Source organism: Photobacterium sp. GSS17, from assembly GCF_028621875.1.
Classification (GTDB): domain Bacteria; phylum Pseudomonadota; class Gammaproteobacteria; order Enterobacterales; family Vibrionaceae; genus Photobacterium; species Photobacterium ganghwense.
The window spans coordinates 1,836,541-1,858,525 of record NZ_CP117518.1; the positions used below are offsets into that span (position 1 = coordinate 1,836,541).

Annotated in this window: 18 protein-coding genes; 10 read left to right on the forward strand and 8 right to left on the reverse strand. The window is 51.9% G+C overall.

Features of this window, described 5'->3' with window-relative positions:
- Nucleotides 1-14 precede the first annotated feature (14 nt).
- Nucleotides 15-641 carry an acyltransferase gene (locus PGW97_RS24610; RefSeq protein WP_273860124.1) on the forward strand — a complete coding sequence of 209 codons (627 nt, stop codon included), beginning with the start codon at nucleotides 15-17 and terminating at the stop codon, nucleotides 639-641.
- A gap of 176 nt (nucleotides 642-817) precedes the next feature.
- Here the strand turns inward: PGW97_RS24610 and PGW97_RS24615 are convergent, their stop codons facing one another.
- Together PGW97_RS24615 and PGW97_RS24620 are read right to left on the reverse strand one after the other, a co-directional pair.
- Nucleotides 818-1,063 carry a hypothetical protein gene (locus tag PGW97_RS24615; RefSeq protein ID WP_047884937.1) on the reverse strand — a complete coding sequence of 82 codons (246 nt, stop codon included), beginning with the start codon at nucleotides 1,061-1,063 and terminating at the stop codon, nucleotides 818-820.
- A 55-nt stretch (nucleotides 1,064-1,118) separates the two neighbouring features.
- Complete coding sequence (locus PGW97_RS24620; RefSeq protein WP_273860125.1) at nucleotides 1,119-1,727, reverse strand: TetR/AcrR family transcriptional regulator; 609 nt, start codon at nucleotides 1,725-1,727, stop codon at nucleotides 1,119-1,121.
- 118 nt (nucleotides 1,728-1,845) lie between these two features.
- Here PGW97_RS24620 and PGW97_RS24625 point away from each other — a divergent pair, with 118 nt between their 5' ends.
- Nucleotides 1,846-3,012: an MBL fold metallo-hydrolase gene (locus PGW97_RS24625; RefSeq protein WP_047884935.1), complete on the forward strand. Its 1,167-nt coding sequence runs from the start codon at nucleotides 1,846-1,848 to the stop codon at nucleotides 3,010-3,012.
- 204 nt (nucleotides 3,013-3,216) lie between these two features.
- Here the strand turns inward: PGW97_RS24625 and PGW97_RS24630 are convergent, their stop codons facing one another.
- The 4 genes from PGW97_RS24630 to uxaC form a co-directional block, all read right to left on the reverse strand.
- Entirely contained in the window at nucleotides 3,217-4,554 is a 1,338-nt protein-coding gene (locus PGW97_RS24630; RefSeq protein WP_273860126.1) for a hemolysin family protein, read from the reverse strand.
- Nucleotides 4,555-4,799: 245 nt separating this feature from the next.
- A complete protein-coding gene (locus PGW97_RS24635) occupies nucleotides 4,800-6,293 on the reverse strand; it encodes a UxaA family hydrolase (protein ID WP_273860127.1) in 1,494 nt (497 codons plus the stop codon).
- Nucleotides 6,290-7,753, reverse strand: coding sequence for a tagaturonate reductase (locus tag PGW97_RS24640; RefSeq protein WP_273860128.1), 1,464 nt, complete (start codon nucleotides 7,751-7,753; stop codon nucleotides 6,290-6,292). The genes PGW97_RS24635 and PGW97_RS24640 overlap by 4 nt, the downstream gene beginning before the upstream one ends.
- Nucleotides 7,750-9,183 carry a glucuronate isomerase gene (uxaC, locus tag PGW97_RS24645; protein WP_273860129.1) on the reverse strand — a complete coding sequence of 478 codons (1,434 nt, stop codon included), beginning with the start codon at nucleotides 9,181-9,183 and terminating at the stop codon, nucleotides 7,750-7,752. Before uxaC ends, PGW97_RS24640 begins: the two co-directional genes overlap by 4 nt.
- Nucleotides 9,184-9,385: 202 nt before the next feature.
- On the opposite strand from uxaC, the gene PGW97_RS24650 reads away from it, so the two are divergent.
- On the forward strand, nucleotides 9,386-10,972 hold the full coding sequence (locus tag PGW97_RS24650) for a hypothetical protein (RefSeq protein ID WP_273860130.1): 1,587 nt from the start codon (nucleotides 9,386-9,388) through the stop codon (nucleotides 10,970-10,972).
- A gap of 31 nt (nucleotides 10,973-11,003) precedes the next feature.
- On the opposite strand, the gene PGW97_RS24655 is transcribed toward PGW97_RS24650, so the two are convergent.
- Complete coding sequence (locus PGW97_RS24655) at nucleotides 11,004-12,812, reverse strand: glycoside hydrolase family 2 protein (protein ID WP_273860131.1); 1,809 nt, start codon at nucleotides 12,810-12,812, stop codon at nucleotides 11,004-11,006.
- A gap of 385 nt (nucleotides 12,813-13,197) precedes the next feature.
- Here PGW97_RS24655 and PGW97_RS24660 point away from each other — a divergent pair, with 385 nt between their 5' ends.
- The 7 genes from PGW97_RS24660 (at nucleotide 13,198) to PGW97_RS24690 (ending at nucleotide 19,800) form a co-directional block, all read left to right on the forward strand.
- The gene (locus tag PGW97_RS24660) at nucleotides 13,198-14,307 is read left to right on the forward strand and encodes a hypothetical protein (RefSeq protein ID WP_273860132.1); all 1,110 of its coding nucleotides are present in this window, start codon (nucleotides 13,198-13,200) and stop codon (nucleotides 14,305-14,307) included.
- 83 nt (nucleotides 14,308-14,390) lie between these two features.
- A complete protein-coding gene (locus tag PGW97_RS24665) occupies nucleotides 14,391-15,359 on the forward strand; it encodes a TRAP transporter substrate-binding protein (protein WP_273860133.1) in 969 nt (322 codons plus the stop codon).
- Between the two features lie 52 nt (nucleotides 15,360-15,411).
- On the forward strand, nucleotides 15,412-15,909 hold the full coding sequence (locus PGW97_RS24670) for a TRAP transporter small permease (protein WP_273860134.1): 498 nt from the start codon (nucleotides 15,412-15,414) through the stop codon (nucleotides 15,907-15,909).
- Nucleotides 15,909-17,216: a TRAP transporter large permease gene (locus tag PGW97_RS24675; RefSeq protein ID WP_273860135.1), complete on the forward strand. Its 1,308-nt coding sequence runs from the start codon at nucleotides 15,909-15,911 to the stop codon at nucleotides 17,214-17,216. The genes PGW97_RS24670 and PGW97_RS24675 overlap by 1 nt, the downstream gene beginning before the upstream one ends.
- A gap of 46 nt (nucleotides 17,217-17,262) precedes the next feature.
- Nucleotides 17,263-18,240, forward strand: coding sequence for a sugar kinase (locus PGW97_RS24680; RefSeq protein ID WP_273860136.1), 978 nt, complete (start codon nucleotides 17,263-17,265; stop codon nucleotides 18,238-18,240).
- Between the two features lie 113 nt (nucleotides 18,241-18,353).
- Nucleotides 18,354-18,980, forward strand: a complete 627-nt coding sequence (locus PGW97_RS24685) for a bifunctional 4-hydroxy-2-oxoglutarate aldolase/2-dehydro-3-deoxy-phosphogluconate aldolase (RefSeq protein WP_273860137.1) — start codon at nucleotides 18,354-18,356, stop codon at nucleotides 18,978-18,980.
- Nucleotides 18,981-19,185: 205 nt separating this feature from the next.
- The gene (locus tag PGW97_RS24690) at nucleotides 19,186-19,800 is read left to right on the forward strand and encodes a GNAT family N-acetyltransferase (RefSeq protein WP_273860138.1); all 615 of its coding nucleotides are present in this window, start codon (nucleotides 19,186-19,188) and stop codon (nucleotides 19,798-19,800) included.
- Nucleotides 19,801-19,949: 149 nt separating this feature from the next.
- Here the strand turns inward: PGW97_RS24690 and PGW97_RS24695 are convergent, their stop codons facing one another.
- Nucleotides 19,950-21,899 (reverse strand): ligand-gated channel protein, encoded by a 1,950-nt coding sequence (locus PGW97_RS24695; protein ID WP_217391519.1) that lies wholly within the window; start codon nucleotides 21,897-21,899, stop codon nucleotides 19,950-19,952.
- Nucleotides 21,900-21,985: the final 86 nt, after the last annotated feature.

A 21,985-nucleotide genomic window follows, 5' to 3' on the forward strand; every position in this document is an offset into this window, starting at 1 on the left:
CAAAGGACATGCTTATGCCTGTGTATCAGTTAGATGGAATTACCCCGGTGATTCATCCGGACAGTTTTGTCCATCCCAGTGCCGATATAATCGGTGATGTCATTATCGGGGCCCGTGTTTATATCGGCCCCAGTGCATCGATTCGTGGCGATATGGGGCGTATTATCATTGAAGACGGCAGTAACGTGCAGGATAACTGCGTGTTGCACGGGTTTCCCAATCAGGAAACGGTGCTGGAAGAAAACAGCCATATCGGGCATGGGGCGGTGATCCATGGCTGCCGGATTGGCCGCAACACCCTGGTGGGGATGAACGCTGTGGTGATGGATCTGGCGGACATTGGCGCGGAGTCCATTATTGGTGCGCACAGCTTTGTTAAGGCTCGCAGTGTATTTGCCCCCCGCAGTATGATCATGGGCAGTCCGGCTGTCTGTACCCGTCAGGTACGAGATGATGAGCTGGCCTGGAAAGAGAAAGGAACGGCGATGTATCAGCAGCTGGTGACCCGCTGTCTGACGACGCTGAAGGAAGTGACACCGCTGCCGAAGCCGGAACCTAACCGTCCAACTATGGTGTTTGACACTGCGCCAGTACCGAAAAAAATGCAGGCGGAAAGCGATGCCCAATTCGATGACGCATGATCCGGTACATGGTTCGCTATGTGGTGTGTGAGGTGCCTCAAGCCAAGTTTTCTCAAAAAAAATCGTGCCGGAGCACGATTTTTTTTTTGAGAGAGAGAAGGACATTATTCTTGGCAATCCCTGAGCCTGTTTCATGAGCTGCTCATAAAGCTCGTCAGGCAGGGGATGAGGCAGGGTTATTTGCCTTTCTTCTCTTTATGGTCTTTCTTGTTGCCTTTGCCTGGGTTGTCATCACCATGGATACTACGGTTTTCCTGGTTCTGTTTTTTCCACTGCTCACATTCTTCAGACGTAATTTTGATGTTGTCTGATTCCAGTTTCAGGCAGTCTTTGCTGAGTTCGAAACCGTTACCGGAAATTTTAACTTCAGCGTTTGCTAGCGGGCTTAACGCCAGTGCTGCCACAAGTAGGATGCGTAGCATGGTGATCTCCTGTTGATAATGTTCAGTGTTAAATATGCTATACGGGTTATCGGGATCATTCCTTGATCGCATAGGCGGAAATAAACTGTTTTACCACAGAGTGAATTGCCGCGCTTTTTTCCTCTTCAGATGCAGTGCGGTTCGTCATCAGTTGCGGCCAGAATACAACAGCTTTCAGCCCGCTGATGAACTGTTCAGCCACGATTTCAGGGCACGGCACATCCAGTCGCCCGGCTTCTAAGCCGTCCCGTATCCAGCGTGACAGCCCGCAGCCGCCTTCCAGTTTTTCGACTTTTTCCATCATCAGCTCGCCAATGTCGCTGGAACGCAAGCATTCCATGATCACGACCTTTGCCAGACATTGGAAGTCAGGGTTACTTAACAAATCGGCTTCCTTGCGGGCAATGCTAAGCAGTTGAGTGTCCAGCGGTTGCTCCGGTTCAAACCGGATTTGCCGCATCACCGTAATTTTAGATAGTAAACGCTCGATAATGACGCAAAAAAGGCTTTCTTTGGTGGGGTAGTACTTATAAAGCGTACGTTTTGACACCTCGGCCTGTTTGGCGATGGCTTCCATGCTTGCTTGCTCCAGCCCTTTTTCTGCAAAAATTTTCAGGGCGGCGCAAATGATACTTTCCTGTTTTATTTCAGTCACTTTACTCATTGGTACTATCCCGTCCAGGGTTCCTCGTCACGACCAAAGTAAACACATGTGTTTACTTTGAGCGGTTCTTGGTTATCATAAAAGTATACACCTGCGTTTACTTTTAAGGCTAGAACAAATGAAAACATCTCTGAAAGCATCGCTGGTCGCTGTAATGGGCGTACTTGGGGTCGCAGCTTACAGTGGCGATGATGTTGATGGCTGGCATGTACAGAGTGAAGAAATCCGCCAGGAGCGGATTGCCCGCTCTCCACAATTTGACAACGGTACCGCTATCAGCCGCCTGCCTCAGGTTGATCACAGTGAAGGCATGTTATCGGTGATGTGGAAATTTTTCATGGCGCGGGATCAATACAAGCCACATGACCGGTTGACATTTAAGGCGGTGGATACGGCCAAGCTGGTGGAGCCCAGCCAGGATTTGCGGGTGACCTGGCTGGGGCATTCGTCGTTGTTCGTGGAGGCTGACGGGGTGCGGATGCTGATAGATCCGGTGTTTGACTATGCTTCGCCATCGCTGTTTTCGCGCTGGTTCAGTCGCAATGTTGATGCCCCGGTCAGCCGCGAGGCATTGCCACTGCCGGATGTCATTCTGATTTCCCATGACCACTATGATCATCTGGAAGAGAGCACGGCGCGTTACTATGCCGATAAAAACGTCACTTTTTATGTGCCGCTCGGGGTGGGACGTCATCTCGAAAAGTGGGGAGTAAACCCGGCTAACATCCATGAATTTGACTGGTGGGAAAGTCAGCGTGTCGGCTCGGTGCGCATTACTTCGGCCCCGGCCAATCACACCTCCGGCCGGGGATTGTTTGACAAAAACCAAACCCTGTGGACGTCATGGGCGATTCAGGCCAACGCCGGCAGCGTGTTCTACAGCGGTGATTCGGCGTACGGTGAGCATTTCAAGGCGATTGGAGAAAAACTGGGGCCGTTTGACCTGACCTTCCTGGAAGTGGCCGCCAATCTGAAAGCGGACAGCGGCTATCCGGTTGAAGGGTGGGGCCATATGCAGGCCGCCCATACCATGCAGGCGCATCTCGATGTGCGGGGCGATAAATTGTTTCCGGTTCACTGGTCGACCTACGAGTTGTTTCTGAATAAATGGGACGAGCCGGTGAATGATCTGATCGATGAAGCCGCGTCATACCAAGTTGAACTGGTCACCCCGATGATCGGCGAATCGCTGGATCTGTCCCAGCCGATCAGAACGGCTTATTGGTGGCAGTCGCGTGAATCCTGGTATGACTTATCCAAGCTGGCAATGGCTGCCAACAAATAGGTGACAGCCGAGCCCGATTACCCATTGCTTATCAGGTTGTATTGATCAACAGTCCGCGCTGAATTGTGGTTCAGCGTGAGCAGTGGTTCAGCATGAGCGGTGGTTAAAGCAATTAACGGGGTAAGGCTGCGCTTTTCCCCGTTCCCTGATCGTCTTCTGGTGTGATTACTTCGGGGATACGTCTCCCGATATCGGGGTGGAGGCTCACGTGACCGGGGAGTGGCGTTGGCCTTCCTCTGTTCTGTCCGGTTCTAACTTGGCGGCAGTCTGGCAGACGTTGATCTTGTCGGCTCGGTTACCTTCCACACGGGTGACCGTGAAGCGCCAGCCTTCCCATTCGATGACATCATCCACCTCTGGCAATCGGTTCAGGCACCACATCAGCATGCCACTGAGAGTGTGGTAACCATGGTGTGTTTCGTCCGGCAAAGCCGTTAAGGCCAGTAGGTCTTTAAGCACCAGAATGGGGATCAGCCCGTCCATCAACCATTGCCCCTCTTCTGTTTCCAGTGACCAGATATCTTCCGGCGCACGGATATTAAACTCGCCAGTCAGTGCTTCGAGAATGTCATGGGGAGTCACAATTCCCTGAACATCGCCGTATTCATCCACCACAAACACCATGGTGTCGCCAGATTGACGGAAATGTGCCAGCAGCTGAGTACCGGTCCAGGTTTCAGGTACAAAGACGGCAGGTTGCAGGGAGTGGGTGAGCGTAGAGCCCGACCGGGCAATCTTGTGCTGCAAGAACTGCTTGGCGGAGCTGATGCCAAGTGGATTATCAATGCTCCCTTCAACCACCGGAAAGCGTTCATGGCCGGAAGCCAGCAGGCGATTAATGTTGCTGTCTATCGGCGTATTGATATCGAGCATTTCAATTTCGCTGCGCGGTGTCATCAGGGATGTGACGCGCCGATCATCAAAGTGGAACACGTTTCGCACCATGTCGTGTTCCTGTTTTTCGATCGCCCCGCACTCGCTACCTTCCGTCAGCACCGCCCGGATATCCTCTTCGGTCAGGCTGTCACCGTTGTTCTGGTTGTTTTTGCCAAGCAGCCGCAGGATTAAGTCGGTAGAGCCGGAAAGCAGCCAAACAAATGGGCGAGACAGCTTTGCCAGCAGTGCCAGCGGAAAGGCCATGACTCGGGCGATACTCTCAGGATGAAACTGGGCAAGGCGCTTGGGCACCAGTTCGCCGATGACAATGGAAACATAGGTAATGCCCACCACCACTATGGCTGTCGCAGTGACCGAGCTGGTTCTGGTGCTCAGTCCGTTCTCGTGCAGCAGGTCAGCCAGCGGAGCCGCCAGTGCGGCTTCTCCGAAAATACCGTTGAGGATCCCGATAGCCGTGATGCCAATCTGGACTGTTGACAAAAAACGGGTCGGCTCTTCGCCGAGCTGAATGGCCAATGCCGAACTGGCATCCCCCTGGCTCGCGAGTTTTTGTAATCGACTTTTCCGGGCCGTCACCAGCGCAATTTCTGACATGGCAAACACCCCATTAAGTAGGATCAGTGCGACAAGAATCAGCACGTCCATAACCGTCTCCTTGAATCCTCAAACATTGCTTTGCTGTTGCTGAGTATCGCGCTAATCGGAGCGGGAAGCGGTGAGGTTTTCCGCAAGTTTTTCTTTGTATTGATGAAATTTTTTGCTGGATGGTGATGGGCATAAGGGCTGGACACACGAAGAGGTGAAAAAAGCCTGCGTTACCCCTCCAAATGAGAGGGGGATGCAGGCCAAAAGGACTAAAAAGGACTAATCAAGTCTAGGGAAGGGTAATTTTACAAAGTGACTCCGTTTTTCCATATCGCGAGTTCACGTACCTGATTTTGTTCGTTTCGGGTTGTCTCCCCATTTACCACTGCCACCAGTTTATCGAGCAATTGATCTCTGAGTGCTGTCATGCTGATTTCTGAGGACACAAGCTGACCCGCATCAAAATCAATCCAATGGGGTTTTCGCTGTGCCAGTTCGCTGTTGGTGGCGATTTTCAACGTGGGGACAAAGCCGCCATACGGGGTACCGCGTCCGGTAGTAAAAAGCACAATGTGGCACCCGGCTGCGGCAAGGGCACTGGTTGCAATGGCATCGTTGCCCGGGGCGTTGAGCAAATTTAGTCCCGGGGTTGTGAGCTGTTCAGCATAGCCGATGACATCGACAACCTGGCTGGTCCCAGCTTTCTGGGTGCAGCCAAGGGATTTGTCTTCCAGTGTCGTAATGCCCCCGGCCTTGTTACCCGGAGATGGATTTTCATAGACCGGCAGATTGTGCTGCAGGTAGTAGTCTTTGAATTCATTGACCATAGTGACAATTTTATCGAATACTTGGCGGTTTTTGGCCCGTCCCATCAGTAACGTTTCAGCGCCGAACATCTCAGGAACTTCGGTCAATACTGTGGTGCCGCCTTGAGCCGTCAGGTAATCGGAGAGTTGTCCGAGCAACGGATTGGCGGTGATACCGGACAGGCCGTCACTGCCGCCACACTCCAATCCCAGTTTGATCTCGGCCAGTGTGCCGGGGGTTCGCTTGTCGTGTCGTATGGTCTGATAAATATCATGCAACAGTCCACACCCGGCTTCCAGTTCATCCTCAACCTGCTGACTGATTAGGAACCGGATACGCTGCGGGTCAAAGTCTCCCAGTCCTTCCTTAAACGGTTGAATCTGGTTGTTTTCACACCCCAGACCGATGACCAGAACCCCGCCGGCATTGGGGTGTTGGGCCATACACTGAAGCAAGCGTTTGGTGGTGTCGTGATCATCCCCCAGTTGGGAGCAGCCAAACTGGTGTGGGAAAACGTGCACACCGTCGATATCACTGGTGTCATGATTGGCCAGAAAACGTTCTACCATACGCTGTGCCATTCCGTTAACACACCCGACGGTCGGAATAACCCATAGTTCGTTGCGAATACCGACGTCACCGTTGGGACGGCGGTAAACATGCACGGTGCGAGGGGGCGTAGCCTCTGGCTGAGCTATTTCAACCGGTTGGAAGCGATAGTCGGCTTTCTCATTCAGGTTCGTACGGGCGTTATGACTGTGTACCCAGCTTCCGGCAGAAATAGCCTGGGTGGCATGGCCAAACGGCTCTCCGTATTTGAATAACTTGTCGTCTTCAGCCAGATCGGTGAGTGCGACCTTGTGCCCTTTGGTAACCGGTTCCTGTACGGTCACGCTCCGGCCGTTGTCGAGATTCAAGGTGACCCCTTCAGCCAGCGGCTGAAGGGCGATAGCGACGTTGTCGGTCGGATGAATTTGGATCCAGGTTTTCATTTTGCCTCCAGCGTCAGTTGAAGAACGGTACGCACGCCCGTTTCCAAAATGGCGTCAAGTTGCTCTGTGACAGTGTCGACCAGCCGTGAGTATTGAGTCAGATCTTCTCCCCAGTGCTCAGAGTCACTCAGTACGGTGCTGACCAGTTCACGTGTGGTGATCGCGCGCTGTTCAACGGCATTCCAGAGTTCGGCAAACCGATCTAGCCATACTTGATCATCGCATAGGGCAATGCGTTCCTCACCGCGCTTGCCACGATAGAACAGTAGCTGAGCGGCAAGGGCTAACGACATCAGTTGAGGGGGCTGGCCGCTAGCCGTCATTGTGGTTACCAGTTGAGGCAGCAAGCGGGTACGGAATTTGGTCATGCTGTTGAGTGAAATCGACAGCAGTTGATGCTGGATATAAGGATTTTGAAAACGCTGGATGACACTTGCTGCGAAGCTGTCCAGTTCATCGCGAGGCAGGTCCAGAGCCGGAATCACTTCTTTTGCCAGCAAACGGTCAACAAACGCGCTGAGGTCAGGATCTTTCATGGCGTCCCCGACGGTATCAAGACCACACAAGTAGGCTACCGGAACCAGAGCGGTGTGGGCGCCGTTAAGGATCGCGACTTTGCGTTCTTTATATGGCTTGATGTCATCGACAATTTTGATATTGAGGTTGCACTGCGACAGACGTAGCGCATCAGCCAGTGCCTGAGGCCCCTGAATCACAAACAAGTAGAAGTACTCGGCAGTTACCATGAACTGATCGGCGTAGCCAACTTGCTCCTGTAAGGCCATGTGTTCGTCACGGGGATGGCCGGTCACGATCCGATCAACCAGCGTGGAGCAGAAGGTATTGGCGGTGGTTAGCCAAGTGGTAAACGCGCTTTCCAACTGCCATTGCCGAGCATATGCCAGGACATATTCCTTGAGTTTTTCGCCGTTATAGTCAATGAGTTCGCAAGGAATGATAAACAGCCCTTTGTCGGCATCACCGTCGAAGTAACGGAAGCGTGCGTACAGCCATTGGGTCAACTTGGCCGGAAAGCTGCTGGCTGGCGAATCTGCCAACTGATCGTCCGGATGATAACTGATACCGGCTTCTGTGGTGTTAGAAAAAATGAACTGTAAGTCAGGATGTTGGGCTAACGCCATGTAGCGATCCACATTTTGATAGACAGCAATTTCTTCATTCACGGAGCGGATTAGCCGGGTATGTTCAACGGCTTGCCCTTGCTCATTGATGCCTCGAATGACGGTGGTGTATAGACCGTCCTGGGTGTTTAGCAGAGGGGGAAACTGGCTGTCGATCGGTCTGATAACGGCGATCCCGGCATTGAGGTCGGTTTGTTCGTTCAGGATATCCAACTGCCAGTCAATAAATGCCCGCATAAAGTTGCCTTCGCCAAACTGCATCACTTTGGTCGGGTAAGTGTTGCCCGGAAAATCGGTACGGTTAAGCGTCAGCATCATGCGTTCTCCTGAGTGTGGTGTGACAGATTGAGGTTGAAATAGCGGTTAGCGTTGTTAAAGCAGATGTCCTCTACCATGGCTGACAGCAGTGCCATGTCCCGGGGGGCTTCACCGTCGGCAACCCATTGGCCAATAAGTCGGCACAGTAAGCGACGGAAGTATTCGTGGCGGGTGTAGGACAAGAAGCTGCGGCTGTCAGTCAGCATGCCGACAAAGCGGCTCAGCAAGCCAAGCTGGGAGAGCTGTTCCATCTGACGTAACATGCCGTCTTTTTGATCGTTGAACCACCAGCCAGAGCCGAACTGGAGCTTGCCTTCGGTACCACTTCCCTGGAAGTTGCCGCACATGGTGGCCAGCACTTCGTTATCGCGAGGGTTCAGGCAATACAGAATGGTTTTCGGCAGGCTATCATCACGATCTAACGCATTGAGCAGTTTTGCCAGGGGTGCGGCAACCAGACCATCGTTGATGGAGTCAAAACCGGTGTCCGGACCCAGTTGGTGCAGCATACGTTCGTTGTTATTACGCAGTGCCCCTATATGGTATTGCTGTACCCAATGGCGGCGGGCATATTCTTTACCGAGGAAGATCAGGACTGCCGTTTTAAGCTGGGCAGCTTCGGTCGCACTGACCCATTGCCCGTTCAGTCGCTTGGCCAGAATGGCATCCAGAGTTTGCTCAGATGCATCCTCATAAACCACGGTATCCAGCGCATGATCGGCAATGCAGCAGCCGTGAGCGGCGAAGTAGTCCAGACGCAGATTCAGCGCTTCACACAACTGATGGAAGCGGGAGATATGAATATTCGTTAGCTCGCCAAGTGTGTGTAGATAATCGACATACTCAGGGGCGTTGATGTTGAATGCTTTGTCCGGGCGCCAGCTAGGAAGCATACGAACTGAAAAACTCTTGTCGCCTGCAACCGCTTTGTGGGCAGCCAGATCATCAATCGGATCATCAGTGGTTCCGACCATGCGGACATTCATCTGCTCCATGATCCCACGGGCTGAAAATTCTGGCGTCGCTAGCATTTCGTTGCATTGGTGCCAGATGGCGTCAGCACTGTTGCCGTTTAGCACTGTGCCGGTGATCCCGAATGGACGACGAAGTTCGAGGTGGGTCCAATGAAACAAAGGGTTCCCCAGCGTTTGCGGAACCGTGTTGGCCCAGGCGATGAATTTATCGTAGTCGCTGGCAGCTCCGGTACAGAATCGCTCATCAACCCCGTTGGTTCGCATGGCCCGCCATTTGTAATGGTCGCCACGTAACCAGATATCGGTCAAGTTGCTAAAACGGTAGTTGTCAGCCACCTGATGTGGCGGCAGGTGGCAATGGTAGTCGATAATCGGCTGGTGAGCGGCCACCGTGTGGTAAAGCTCCCGGGCTGTATCGGTTGTCAGCAAAAAGTCTTCGGTCATAAATTGTGACATGGTCTCACTCACTGTTTCAGTTATCGTTGGCGGTATAAACATGGTCAAATGCAGCGCCCTGGGGGCCGGTTAGTTCAGTGCCTGGTTGCGTATCTGTATGACAAAAGCCATGATCAAATCCGCAAAATTGTTGGCAAAAATTGTGTCTCTTCAGCGCCTTCTATACTTTGGAGGCCACTTTTCTCACCCGCCCGGAGTGATCTTGCGTACCCGTATCCCTCTGCGATTGCTTGAACTCAATTCGCCGATGATGTGGCAGTGGCCGCATATCGAGGAAATTGTTGCGCTTATGCAGCGCCAACATTTCAATGGCCTGATTTTCCACCAGGAAAATCTGTGGTCGCTGCTGGCTCACCCCTCTCCCCATTGCCGTTTTGAGCGCGAGAATCTCGAACGGGGCCGGATTGATTCCCTGTTATTCCTGAAACGGGTAATTCGCTACTGCAAACAGCACGGCATCGGTGTCTGGCTGCAAGGGGCGGCCAACCCTACCGACGGGCTCCTGTTGCAGAAATACCCTGAATACCCACTCATTGACTCACTGGAAGGCGACGAACTGTTCTGGTGCCAGTTTCTGAACCAGGTAATGAGCGGCCTGTTCCATGAACTACCCGAAGTGCGGGGAGTTATTGTGAATCTCGCTCCACCGGAAGTGGACAGAATCAGCCTTGAGTCGCTGCTCGGTGTCCTCAATCGCATCACCCGGGCCCACGGAAAGAGGCTGGTGGTTCGCGATTACATGGAAAGCAAGTGGCAGCGCTGGCACTTTCACAATGCCATTAACGCCATGCCGCCTGATGTCCGTATTTCGCTGAAGGCCACCCAATCTGGCTATCGGCCCGGTTTGCCCAATAATCCCACCATTGCCGAGTTGCCCGGACGCCTAAAATGGGTCGAGTACGACATGTGGGGCGTCGAGTTCGGCTGGACCCTTCTGCCTTGTTACCTGCTGGAGGAAATCCAAGGTCGCCTGTGTTGGGCCAATGCCGTCGGCGGCGAGGAACTGGAAGCCATCAGCTGTAAAATGAGCTGGGAATGGGTATCGAACAGTTCACTGGTCAACTCCATCAACAGCGTGAATCTGCAAGGGCTGGCGATGTATAGCTACGAGCTTGAGCTGTCAGAAAAAGATGCTTTTCGCTGTTGGCTCAATGATGTGTTGCAACGCCAGGTTTCCAACGATGAGGCGCAGCGGTTGCATCTGTTGTTTACCCAGTCTTTTGAATGGATACGCAAAACGCCCTACATGCTTGGCCACTTGTTGCAAACCCACAGCCAGATCCCTGAATCCTACGAGCAGGCGCTGCAATTGCTGTTTTCCGAACAGTACAATATGGATCCTCGCTATGTCGGCCAAAGCCTGTTTAGCAGTGATGATCCGCAAACCGGGCTCGAAGAGCTGCATTTGATCAAATTGGAAAAAGAGCGTGCCAGATTTCTGGCTCAACAGGTCCGTGCCCAGGCGCATGAGCTGACTCAGGCGATTGCTATGCCCGCCCACTTTCGCGATCTGGTGCTGCGGGTTTATGAGCGTGTGCCCTGGTACACCGAGATGTTTACCCGCGTCTGTCAGGGCGTGGCTGCGCGTTACTTCATTCAGCGTTATCACCGTCATCCGGAGGCTCACCGCCTGCTCAATCACGAGATCGATTTGATGCGGATGCTCGCTGTTGACCTTGATAACTGGTTGGATGAAGGGCGACACCGTCACCCGCACTATCTCAGCCTGTTGTTTGATCCCCAGCGCCTGCTTTCACTGGCCGGGGATCTCGCTCAGTCTGATGACTGAGCGGTGTGACGGCTAACCGGTGAGATGCCGATTAGTTGTCACTTAGTGACTGCTGGGCCAACTTGGCGTAGAAGTCGCGTAGGACATAAAACGCCGACTTTCTGGTTTGCTTGTCTGCCCCAATCAATCCTTTGCAGTTATAGCCATTTTGATAAGGGTTCTGGCGTCGCTCGGCCCGAAAGTCATACAGAATCCACGGGGTAAAGCCTTTGATGTAATCCAGATTAGGCAGAAACTCGGTTTGTTTACGGTAAACATCAGCCATGTAGGTTTCACTGAAAGCGCCTTTCTTCGGCGCATTACTGCCCAGCATGCCTTCTGCCCCGGTTTCACTGATCACGACCGGTTTGGTGGGGGCAGAGTTTTTGCCAAGGACAATCAGGTCGTTAAAGTCTTCTTCATACCAGCCGTAGTACTCATTGAGCCCGATGACATCGAGGTAGTCAGCCAGCCGATCTTCAATTTTCATCTTGGCGTGATTGACCAGACAGGCCGCGGTCACCAGCCGGGTTGGATCTGCGCTGCGGGTGGCCTTTACCAGGTCCGTCATGAAATCCAAGCGCTCATCGGTATCGGCATTTTCATTACCCACCGACCAGATGATGACCGATGCGCGGTTACGTCCTCGTTTGATCAGCTCCAGCATCTGGTTTTTACCGTCGCGACGGGTCTGAGGGTTATGGAAGGCGATTGACCAGTACACCGGGATTTCTTCCCACAGCATGATCCCCATTTCATCTGCAATCTGAGCGGCCATTTCATGGTGCGGATAGTGGGCAAGGCGCATGTAGTTACAGTTGAGTTCCTTGGCATGGGCAAAGCGGCGGCGTATATCAAACTCGTTAGTCAGTCGGCCCAGCTTCTCATCGTCTTCATGGCAGTTGATACCGCGCAGATAGACCGGCTGGCCGTTGAGCAGAATGGTGGTGCCATCGACCCGGATTTCACGAAAACCAACGCGATCGGTTACCTTGTCGCCGCCAGGGATCTGCACCTCAATGTCATACAGGATTGGCGCTTCTGGCGACCACAGTTTGGGAGACACCGTCAGTTCAGTGCTGGCGTTGCCGTCAATGACCGGTAAGCGGGTGCGGATACCCAGCTCCTCGATAGCCAATTCAACTTCACTGACTTCCCCTATCGTTGTGATGTCAGCCCGAACGGTGTTGAACTGACCATTTGGCACCAGATAAATGAACAGATCTTTAATGTAATCTTTCGGTGTACGAACCAGCTCAATCTCGCGATGAATACCGCCGTAGTTGAACCAGTCATTATTGCGCATCGGGATTCTGTCTTCGGTACGGGCATTGTTCACGCAAATCATCAGCAGGTTGCGTCCCGTCCGGAGTTTGCCGGTAAAGTCGGCAAAGAATGGGGTAGAGCCGCCGTAATGGTTACCAATGAACTGATGATTCAGGAAAATTTTACAGTCGTAATTGGCCGCCCCAATCCGCAGGAAGACGTTTTCGTTGTCCTGCTCCGGCTGGTAATCCAGATCACGGGTATACCAGGCGCTGCCTTCAAAATAGAACCATTTTTCTCGTTCCATTTGCCAGCATGAAGGGACGGTGATTTCTTCGCCGCTGTGCGGATCGTAGTCATAGGGGTTGGTACAGGTTTCATGATCAAACGGTTCGATCTGAAACCATTTCTGGCGCAGGCCTGTATCATGTAAATCCAGGGTAAAACGCCACTTGCCCCCCAAACTCTCGGGATGACGCCCACCCATGAAAATCATGCCTTCATGGTTAAGGTTTTGTTGGTTGTAAGGGCTATCGTATTGCTCGTTGTGCAGGCATTCGACTGCGTTTTCAGCGATATCAGACTTCTCTAGCATAATGCGAGTTCACTTCAGTCAGAGGGAAACGGGTTACAGGTTGTGCTAATTACGCTAAAGCGGATTGCTGGCTCACAGAAGAGCGAAAGTGAATTCGTCATCCGCGGCGAACGCACTGTTTGGGCGTTTTGTGACCAGTCACCCAATTGATGGGGGACTGTGCGTGATCTTCATCACGTCATGGCATTTGAAAAAACGATCAAGATCACGCTTGCCAAGCGTGATTGTGACTGCACTCACGAATAATCTGGTGACAAGTTATGCAGGTCACAGTCTGTTTTTCTGGAGATGGGGCTGGGAGAGTGGCTTTGATAGTTTTTTGTTCATCGTGAAGCATGCTTCGAAATATTTTTTACTCACGATTTAAACGAACGAGAACATTGCCATGAGTTTTACCGATCAATTACTCAAAGAGCGAATTTTACTAGCCCGAGAAAAATCACGTACCTGGCTGCGCAGCATGCAGGCCGAAGGCTCCCCGGAAGGAGTGGCACGGGTCAGCGCGCTGCATGATGCCAGTGCTTTTCCGCAAATGCTGCTATCCGGTACTTACGATTCGATTATGGCTCGTGCCTTACTGGGCGATCCGATTGCCAACCCTGACCCCTTAGTCGACTGGATATTGTCCTGCCAGCATGACAACGGTTATTTCACCCTGCCGGGTATGAAATGGGAAGACTGTTACAAGCGCGAGTCCCTGGCGGATACGCAAGAGTATATGCATTTTCATGCAACCAATTATTCAATGGGAGCGCTGGATGCCCTTGGCCATCTGGATAAGTTCCAAATGCCGTTTCTAGTGCCATTTCTTGATGAGGCATTCATGTGGTCATGGCTTGGTCAGCGAGATATGCGTGATCCCTGGCTAGAAGGCAACAACCTCGTCAACATTGGCTCTTTCCTGCTGGTGGAAATGGGTCGTCATCCTGAAGGGCCCGCCCGTGAGCGCCTCAACGATATTATTGAATGGCACAACCGGCAGTCAGAACCGTTCAGCGGCTTCTGGGGGCCCGGCCAGCAGTTCAGCCAGGAAGCTTTGCTGTTTGCCCTGTGTGGTGCGACTCATAACCTTCATATTTTCTACGATCTGGATGCTGAAATTCCCCACTTTAATCAGTCAATTTCTCGCTGTCTTGAGCAGCCAATTGCGGTACGTAGTGGTTGTATTGATGTGGATATTGTCGACATTCTGGTCCACGGTGTGCAGCGTCATCCTGAACGCCGAGAAGAAGTTGAACACTGGCTACGCGCCTTGCTGGTGAAGCTGCTTGATTTTCAAAATGGAGACGGTGGTTTCCCTGACACTCTGCTGGGGGAGCGAGGTTTTGACGGCTGGGTGAAAGGTTACAAAGAGCCACAGGGGCACAGTAATACATTTGCGACCTGGTTCCGGTGGATCACGATTGCCATGATTGCAGAAACGTTGTGGCCTAACTGGCAGCCATGGCAGTTTAGAAAAACCATTGGTATCGGCTACTACAAGCGGATGTCATGACCCCAGGCAATACCCGAACACAACACATAATTAAGATAGCGGTAGCCCTACTTGCCGTGTAGAAGAAGAGATAAGGACATATGATGAAGAAGACATTGACCCTCTGCGCCCTGGCCATGGCTTTAGCCACAACCTCGGTATCTGCGAAAACCCTGCGTATGGGTTACAACCATCCGGATGACCATCCGACAGGGATGGCAATGCTGAAGTTTGGTGAGCTAGTTGAAAAGTACACCGATGGAAAATATCAGGTACGTGCTTATGCGAACGGCCAGCTTGGTGATGAGCGCCGCATGCTGGAGCAGCTTCAGACCCGTATGCTGGATATCTCCAAAACTGCCACGACGTTGATGACAACCTATGCCCCGGAATACTCGGTACTGACCATGCCCTACATGTTTAAAGGCCCTGACCATTTCAAAGCTGTTCTGCAAGGCAAAATTGGTGAAGATCTGCTGATGAAAGCCGAAAGTCGAAACCTGATTGGTATGACGTTCTTGTATGACGAGCCGCGCAGTTACTACACCGTGTCTAAACCCGTGACGGAACCAAGCGATCTGAAAGGCATGAAAATCCGGGTCATGAATTCGTCTGACGCGATTGAAGTGGCTCAAACGATGGGAGCGACCCCGACCCCAATTTCCTGGTCTGAAGTGTATACCGCTCTTCAGCAAGGAGTCGTCGACGGTGCGGAAGGTGGTCCATCAGCATTGACTCTGGCTCGCCATGGTGACGTCGCGAAATACTTCTCTAACAGCCAGCACGTGCTGTATCCGGGGATGATTGTGATAGGCAAACATGTATGGCAAGGGCTGAACGATGAAGAAAAAGCCGAGTTTAAACAAGCCGCTAATGAAGCCGCTGCGTATCAAATGGAGCTGTTCCTGAAACTGGAAAGCGATGCCATGGCAGAAATGAAAGAAATGGGTGTGACGGTCTCTGAACCGGATATGGAGGCGTTCCATCAGAAAGCGCAACCTTACCTGGATAAATATACACAGCAACCATCACTAAAAGCGTTGGCGGAAAGCATCCACTCTGTTCAATCGTAACTCTGATTTAAGCAGGCACTTTGGTGCCTGCTTCCTTTCCGATAGGTCTGATATGCAACGTTTATTCAATATGACAGAGCAGTTATTGAGCTACGTGCTGTGTGCATTGCTAATGCTGCTGACGGTGTCAGTGATATGGCAGGTTATCGGTCGATATGTGCTGACCAATCCCGCCACTTGGCCTGATGAAATCGCGCGCTTTTCTCTGATTTGGGTTGCCATGCTGGGCGGGGCTTTTGTGTACGGCAAGAAAAAACACCTAGCGGTAACCATTTTGCCGGAGAAGCTGGCCGGCACCGTAAAAGGGCATGTGCTGGAGATTATCCATCACTGTCTGGTGATCATTTTCGGCCTGATTGCACTGGTCGGGGGCTACACCATGGCGATGAATAATTTTGAATTTGGCCAGGTCTCGCCAGTGCTGAAAATCAATATGGGCTATGTCTATTCCGCAGTGCCATTCTCTGGTCTGATGCTGATTGTGTTTGCGGTTTACTTCATTGCTCAGAATATGTCTTCAATCAATCGTCTTAACAGGGAGCAAGCATAATGGATCCGGCAGTACTCTCCGCCGTCGTGTTGTTCGGCAGTTTTTTCTTTATGCTTTTTCTTGGTTTCCCGGTTGCCTTTGGTATTGGTCTGGCATCAGTACTGGCTTTGGTGTCTTACGCCGACTGTGAACTTGCTCTTAATGCCGCCGCACAGGGCTTGGCGACCGGTGTGGATGGTTTCACCTTCCTGGCGATTCCGTTGTTCGTCATCGCCGGGGGCATAATGAACCGCGGCTCAATAGCCCTGCGTCTTATCAATCTGACAAAGGTCATCGCAGCGCCCTTACCTGGCGCTCTGGCCCATGCCAATATTATTGCCAATACCCTGTTTGGTGCGCTGGCCGGGATTGCTTCTGCCGCTGCGATGGCTGTCGGAGGCACAATTAATCCTCACGCTAAAAAAGAAGGCTATCACAGCAGTTTCATGGCGGCTGTCAATGCAGCGTCAGCCCCTTCTGGCCTGGTGATTCCTCCATCGGCGAGCCTGATTCTGTTTTCTCTTTATTCGGGCGGTACCTCCATTGCTGCACTCTTCCTGGCTGGTTACTTGCCGGGGATCCTATGGTGTCTGTCTGTGATGGTTCCGGCGCTGTATTTCACGATAAAACACAAATACCCCACTGAAAAACTGCCGGCCATGAAACGTATTCTGCAAGCAGTTTGGCAAGCTACACCACCGTTATTACTCATTCTGGCTATTATCGGCGGGATAGTTGGCGGGTTGTTCACGGCGACAGAAGCTGCCGGTATGGCCGTACTGTTCTCGTTTCTCTTGTCGTTCGTATACCGTGAACTCAGCTTTAAAGATTTACCGGCTATTTTCATTGATGCAATTGTTCCTTCAGCCATTTGCATTTTTCTGGTCGCGGCGTCCGGCATCATGGGGTGGGCCCTGAGCTTTGCATCTATCCCGACCATGATCAGTGATTTCATCCTGACGGTTTCAGATAACAAGATCGTCCTGCTAATTCTGATTAACCTGATGTTACTGCTGATTGGTACATTTCTGGATTTGACACCGGCTGTGATTATTTTCACGCCGATTCTGATGCCTGTATTTAACATGTTGGGAATGGATCCGGTTCATGTCGGCATCATGATGGTGTTTAACCTGAGTATCGGCCTGATTACACCGCCAGTTGGGACACTGCTGTTTGTGTCGTGCTCGATTGCCGATATTCCATTCCAGAAAATTATTCGCCCAATACTGCCCATCATCGGCATGCTGGTTCTGTCTTTGATGCTGATTACGTTTGTACCGGATATCACTCTGGTTATTCCGCGCATGTTTGGTCTGGTCCCGTAAGGGATCAGGCAACTCCTAAAACTGAAGAGCAATTGAAGGTAACAGCATGTTGAAAGTAGCCATCATCGGCGAGTGCATGATTGAGATTAATGGTGAACTGTTTGGACAGACGACGCAGTCGTTTGGCGGGGATACCCTGAACACGGCCGTCTATTTGGCGCGGGCTTCGGAAGGTCTGGAAGTCAGCTATGTCACCGTATTAGGGACTGATGTACTGAGCGAGGGGTTGCTCAGTCGCTGGCAAGCAGAAGGGGTCAAAACGGATTTAGTGCTTAGGGATAGTGAACGTCAGCCGGGATTGTACATGATTCAGCTCGATGAGCAGGGGGAACGAAGTTTTGTGTACTGGCGAAGCCAGTCAGCTGCGCGCTATCTTATGCAACACCCTAATTTTTCTGCGATAGAACCCAAGCTCAATACGATGGACATGGTGTATTTGAGCGGTATTAGCCTCGCGATACTGTCTCAACAGGATAGGTTACGTCTGCTGGCTGTACTTGCCCGATTACACAGCAAGGGGGTTGAAATTGTGTTTGACAGTAATTTCCGCGCTGGCTTATGGCTGGATCTCGCTGAAGCCAGGGAGTGTTATCGACAAGTCTACGCAATGACGTCCATTGCACTGGTTACCGATGAAGATGAGGCCAAGCTGTGGGGTGACACTGAAGGCAATGACGTCCGAAATATCGCGAAGACGATCATTTCCCGCCTCAGTGCAATGGGGGTTGGTCAGGTAGTGATAAAGCAAGGTGAAAACGGTGCGGTGTATCAGAACATGGTGACAGATAGCGCTTCTACCAGGATCCCGACGATTCCTGTACCTGAGGTGGTCGATACGACATCAGCAGGAGATGCTTTCAATGCGGGGTTTCTTGCCGGATATTTGATGCAAAAATCGATCATTGATTGTGTCACTCAAGGCCATTTATTGGCTGGAAAGGTCATCCAATTTAAAGGTGCGATTATTCCCCGTTCCGTAACAACACCGGTCATCAAAACGTTTCGCAACTTACCTGCGTTGTAGCTGTACTTGTCGCTGTCGCTGTCGCTGGTGGCATAGAGCGATTGGTGGTGGCATCGCTTACAGAGCAACGACTGAAATTTGGTTTCAATATTCGGCAAATAATGGACAACGCCATGACAATTAATGAGCAACTGAAACAACTAAAAGTGATCCCTGTAATTGCAATTGAAAGCGCGGAAGACATTATTCCACTCGGCAAAGCGCTGGCAGATAATGGATTACCGGCAGCGGAGATTACCTTCCGCTCTGCCGCTGCGGTTGAGGCTATTCGCCTGCTCCGGGCGGCACAGCCGGAGATGCTGATCGGCGCCGGTACGGTGTTAAATCGAGAGCAGGTCATCGCCGCGAAAGATGCGGGAGCGACATTTGTCGTTTCACCGGGTTTTAATCCTAACACGGTGCGTGCTTGTCAGGAGCTGGGGATGGATATTATTCCCGGTGTGAATAATCCAAGTGCCGTAGAAGCGGCTTTGGAAATGGGACTGACGACATTGAAATTTTTCCCGGCAGAAGCGTCAGGGGGAATCGCGATGGTGAAGTCTCTATTGGCCCCATACACTGACATTGAGTTAATGCCAACTGGCGGTATCAACGCGAATAATATCTGTGAGTATCTGGCGGTGCCGCGGGTGATTGCTTGTGGTGGTACTTGGATGGTAGATGCTTCCCTGATTAAAAATGGTGAATGGGAAAAGATTGGTCGTCTTGCCGCTGAAGCGGTTGCTCGGGTCAATAGCTAAAGCGAGTCTGGGGCTCTGGTGTATCCGATTTGGTGAGCCGACTTGGCTTAGTCTTTGCACCGCACAATCAAAAAAAGCGCCGATTGGCGCTTTTGTTTTTTTATTTTCAGAGCATCAGCCACATGAAAGGTGACACTGCAATTATTTCACGGTGGTGGCTGCGCTGAGCTGAGTATAAAATGCAGCCAGATGAGGAGAATAACCTATGCCAGAGCAAATTCGTTTTACGACGCCACGACTTTTTGCGACCAGATTAAACCGCCACCAGGCGGGGCTACATCAGGAAATCATGGCGATGTTTACCGCACGGGTGAGCCGCTATCTGCCGCCAGCCAGTCAGCAACTGCGCTCACCCCTTGAGGTCGATAGCTGGCTGGACAGCATGATGCAGACCGGCATGCTGCTGAGGCTCACTGAGCAAGTGGATGGCGACAGTACGGTCAATGTTTCAGAGAACAGATCAGCCATTGGTTATCTGTTTGTGTTTCCGGAACAAGAGCACGGAAAACGGGGCTACCGGGTGGGGTATGTGCTAGATGAAGCGCAATGGGGCAAAGGTCTGGCGACCGAAGCCATGCAAGGGTTACTGCATTATTTGTCAGATGCATGTTTGCCTGATGCTGAGTGTTCAGAGCGGGACGTAGCGACGCCTCATTTAGTGCCAGAAGTGAGCCGTGCAACGTACTTTATTGCAGGCATAGAACCGGCAAATGTTGCTTCACTCAACGTGCTGACGAAGTTGGGATTCGAGTTTGATGAAACCCGACAGTCGGTCGACTATTACCGTTTAGTTCCGACGGCTATCGCTGCTGCACACTGATACAGTAAGCGGATAAATCGCTGCAAACCGGAAGTATCAAGAAAGGTGTAAATAAAGGCGGGAAGAAAGGCTCACTTTCTCTGTGACAGCGACCGAAAAGCCTTTGTCACAGTGGCATAGAAAGTGAGCCGAATTGTCAGACGTTTGGGTTAGAACGCAATATCCATTCCCAGCCAGTAACGGCGACCGTCTTCAACGTACTGGTATTTCTCGTACGTTACCGCTTCATCAAACAGGTTGTAGATCGCTGCTTTTACGCGTGCGTTGTCGGTCAGCTGGTAGTTAATACCCGCATCAACAAAGGTATAAGACGGCGCAATGAAAGTACGGCTAGACGGTGTGGTAACCGGCTGGCTTTCTTTGCCGCGGTAAGTCACTTTCACCCAGCTGCCCAGATTGTCAGTCGCAGCCCAGTCCATCCCCGCATTCGCCAGGTGTTTTGGCAGCTGGTTCAGTGGCATGCCTTTGTACTGACCACTTTTCTGCTCAGAGTCGGTATAGGTATAGCTGGCGTTCACACTGATGGTGTCGGTCAGAGGCGTCGCCAATGTGGCCTCTACCCCGCGGGTAACGGCTTTATCGACGTTGACGCGGTATGTCGGATCGGCACCCCAGTCATTCTGTCCTTCAGTACAGATTGATGTCGGGCAGGTGACTCGGGTGATCTTGTCTTTAAAGTCGTTATTGAACAGCGTCAGACCGGCATTCAGACCGCCAAGGCTGGAATACAGCAGGCCGATTTCGGTGTTCACTGATTTCTCTGGTGACAGATCCGGGTTACCGTAGATGTTGCCGCCACGGCTGACCTGAGCCCAGTCGGCGGTAATTTCACGCAGCTGTGGCGAACGGAAACCGGTCGATACACCACCTTTCAGTGTCCAGTCTTCGGCAAAGTGCCATACCCCGTAGGCGCGTGGGCTAAAGTGTTCACCATAGTTTTCGTCATGGTCAAAGCGGCCGCCCAGCGTCAGCGAGAAGGTGTCCGTCAGGCTCCAGTCATCTTCGATAAACGCTGCCATCTGGGTGTTGGAAATATGCGTACGGCCTGATGTTTTCGCTTTGTTGGACGACTCGTCATCCAGCGAGGCATGGGTAAACTCAGCACCGACTGTCACCATGTGATCGCCCAGCGTCAGGAACGCCGTTGATTTTGCAGTGGTGTTGGCAATTTCCATCTTACGCGTTTTGTTATCGCTGATTTCATACTGCACATAGCTGTCGGTACTGATGTCATCCCAGTTGCCCTGGTGAGTCACGGCATAGTGAGTACGGCGATATTCGTTCACGGAATCTTTTCCGTTTTCTTCCACGCTCATGCCTGCGTTGCCGCGGCGATCTTGCTCAGAGACACCGGTTTCAAACTGGATCAGGTTGTCGTCATTAATCTGATAGTTCAGCTTACCGGTCACGCTGTTGAGGGACTTATCTTCAAAACCGTTTACGATTTTGTCTTCGTCGCGTTGGGTGGTCTGGCCGTACAGTTGCAGGCCCAGTTTGTCTTCAATCAGCGCGCCGCTCAGATAGAAGTTCGCGCTGCGTTGATCACCCGAACGGCTGTCTTCCTGAATAATGGTATCCAGCTGAACGTTACCGCTCCACTCTTTGCCGAATTTGCGGGTAATGATGTTCACAACCCCCCCGATGGCATCGGAGCCGTAAAGGGTCGACATCGGGCCGCGAATAACTTCAATGCGCTCAATCGCTTGTAGCGGTGGCAGCCAGCCTTGTTCAATGCCCGGACCGTCACTGTTCGGACGTGTCTCGCGGGATGACTGGCGTTTGCCGTCAACCAGAATCAGGGTATATTTCGAGCTCATCCCCCGCAGGCTGATATCGGTGGTATCCCCCCCTCCGGTAATGACCACCCCCGGCACGTCACGCAGGGCATCCGTCACATCGCGGTAGTAGCGTTTTTCCAGTTCGTCACGGGAAATTACGCTGATACTGGCGGGTGCGTCGACCTGTAACTGCTCATAGCCTGCTGCGGTGACAACAACGGTCTCCATGGCTTGCGACGACGATTCTGCATGGGCAGAAACCGACAATACGGACGCAATTGCAGCAACTAGCGGCATAACAGCAGGCTTGGGGCTGGACATAGGTAACTCCTTAAATGATAATCATTATTAATTGTGGTGCGGATTCTTCCCTAACTGGAAACAAAGAGCTAGGGCAATAAACGGAA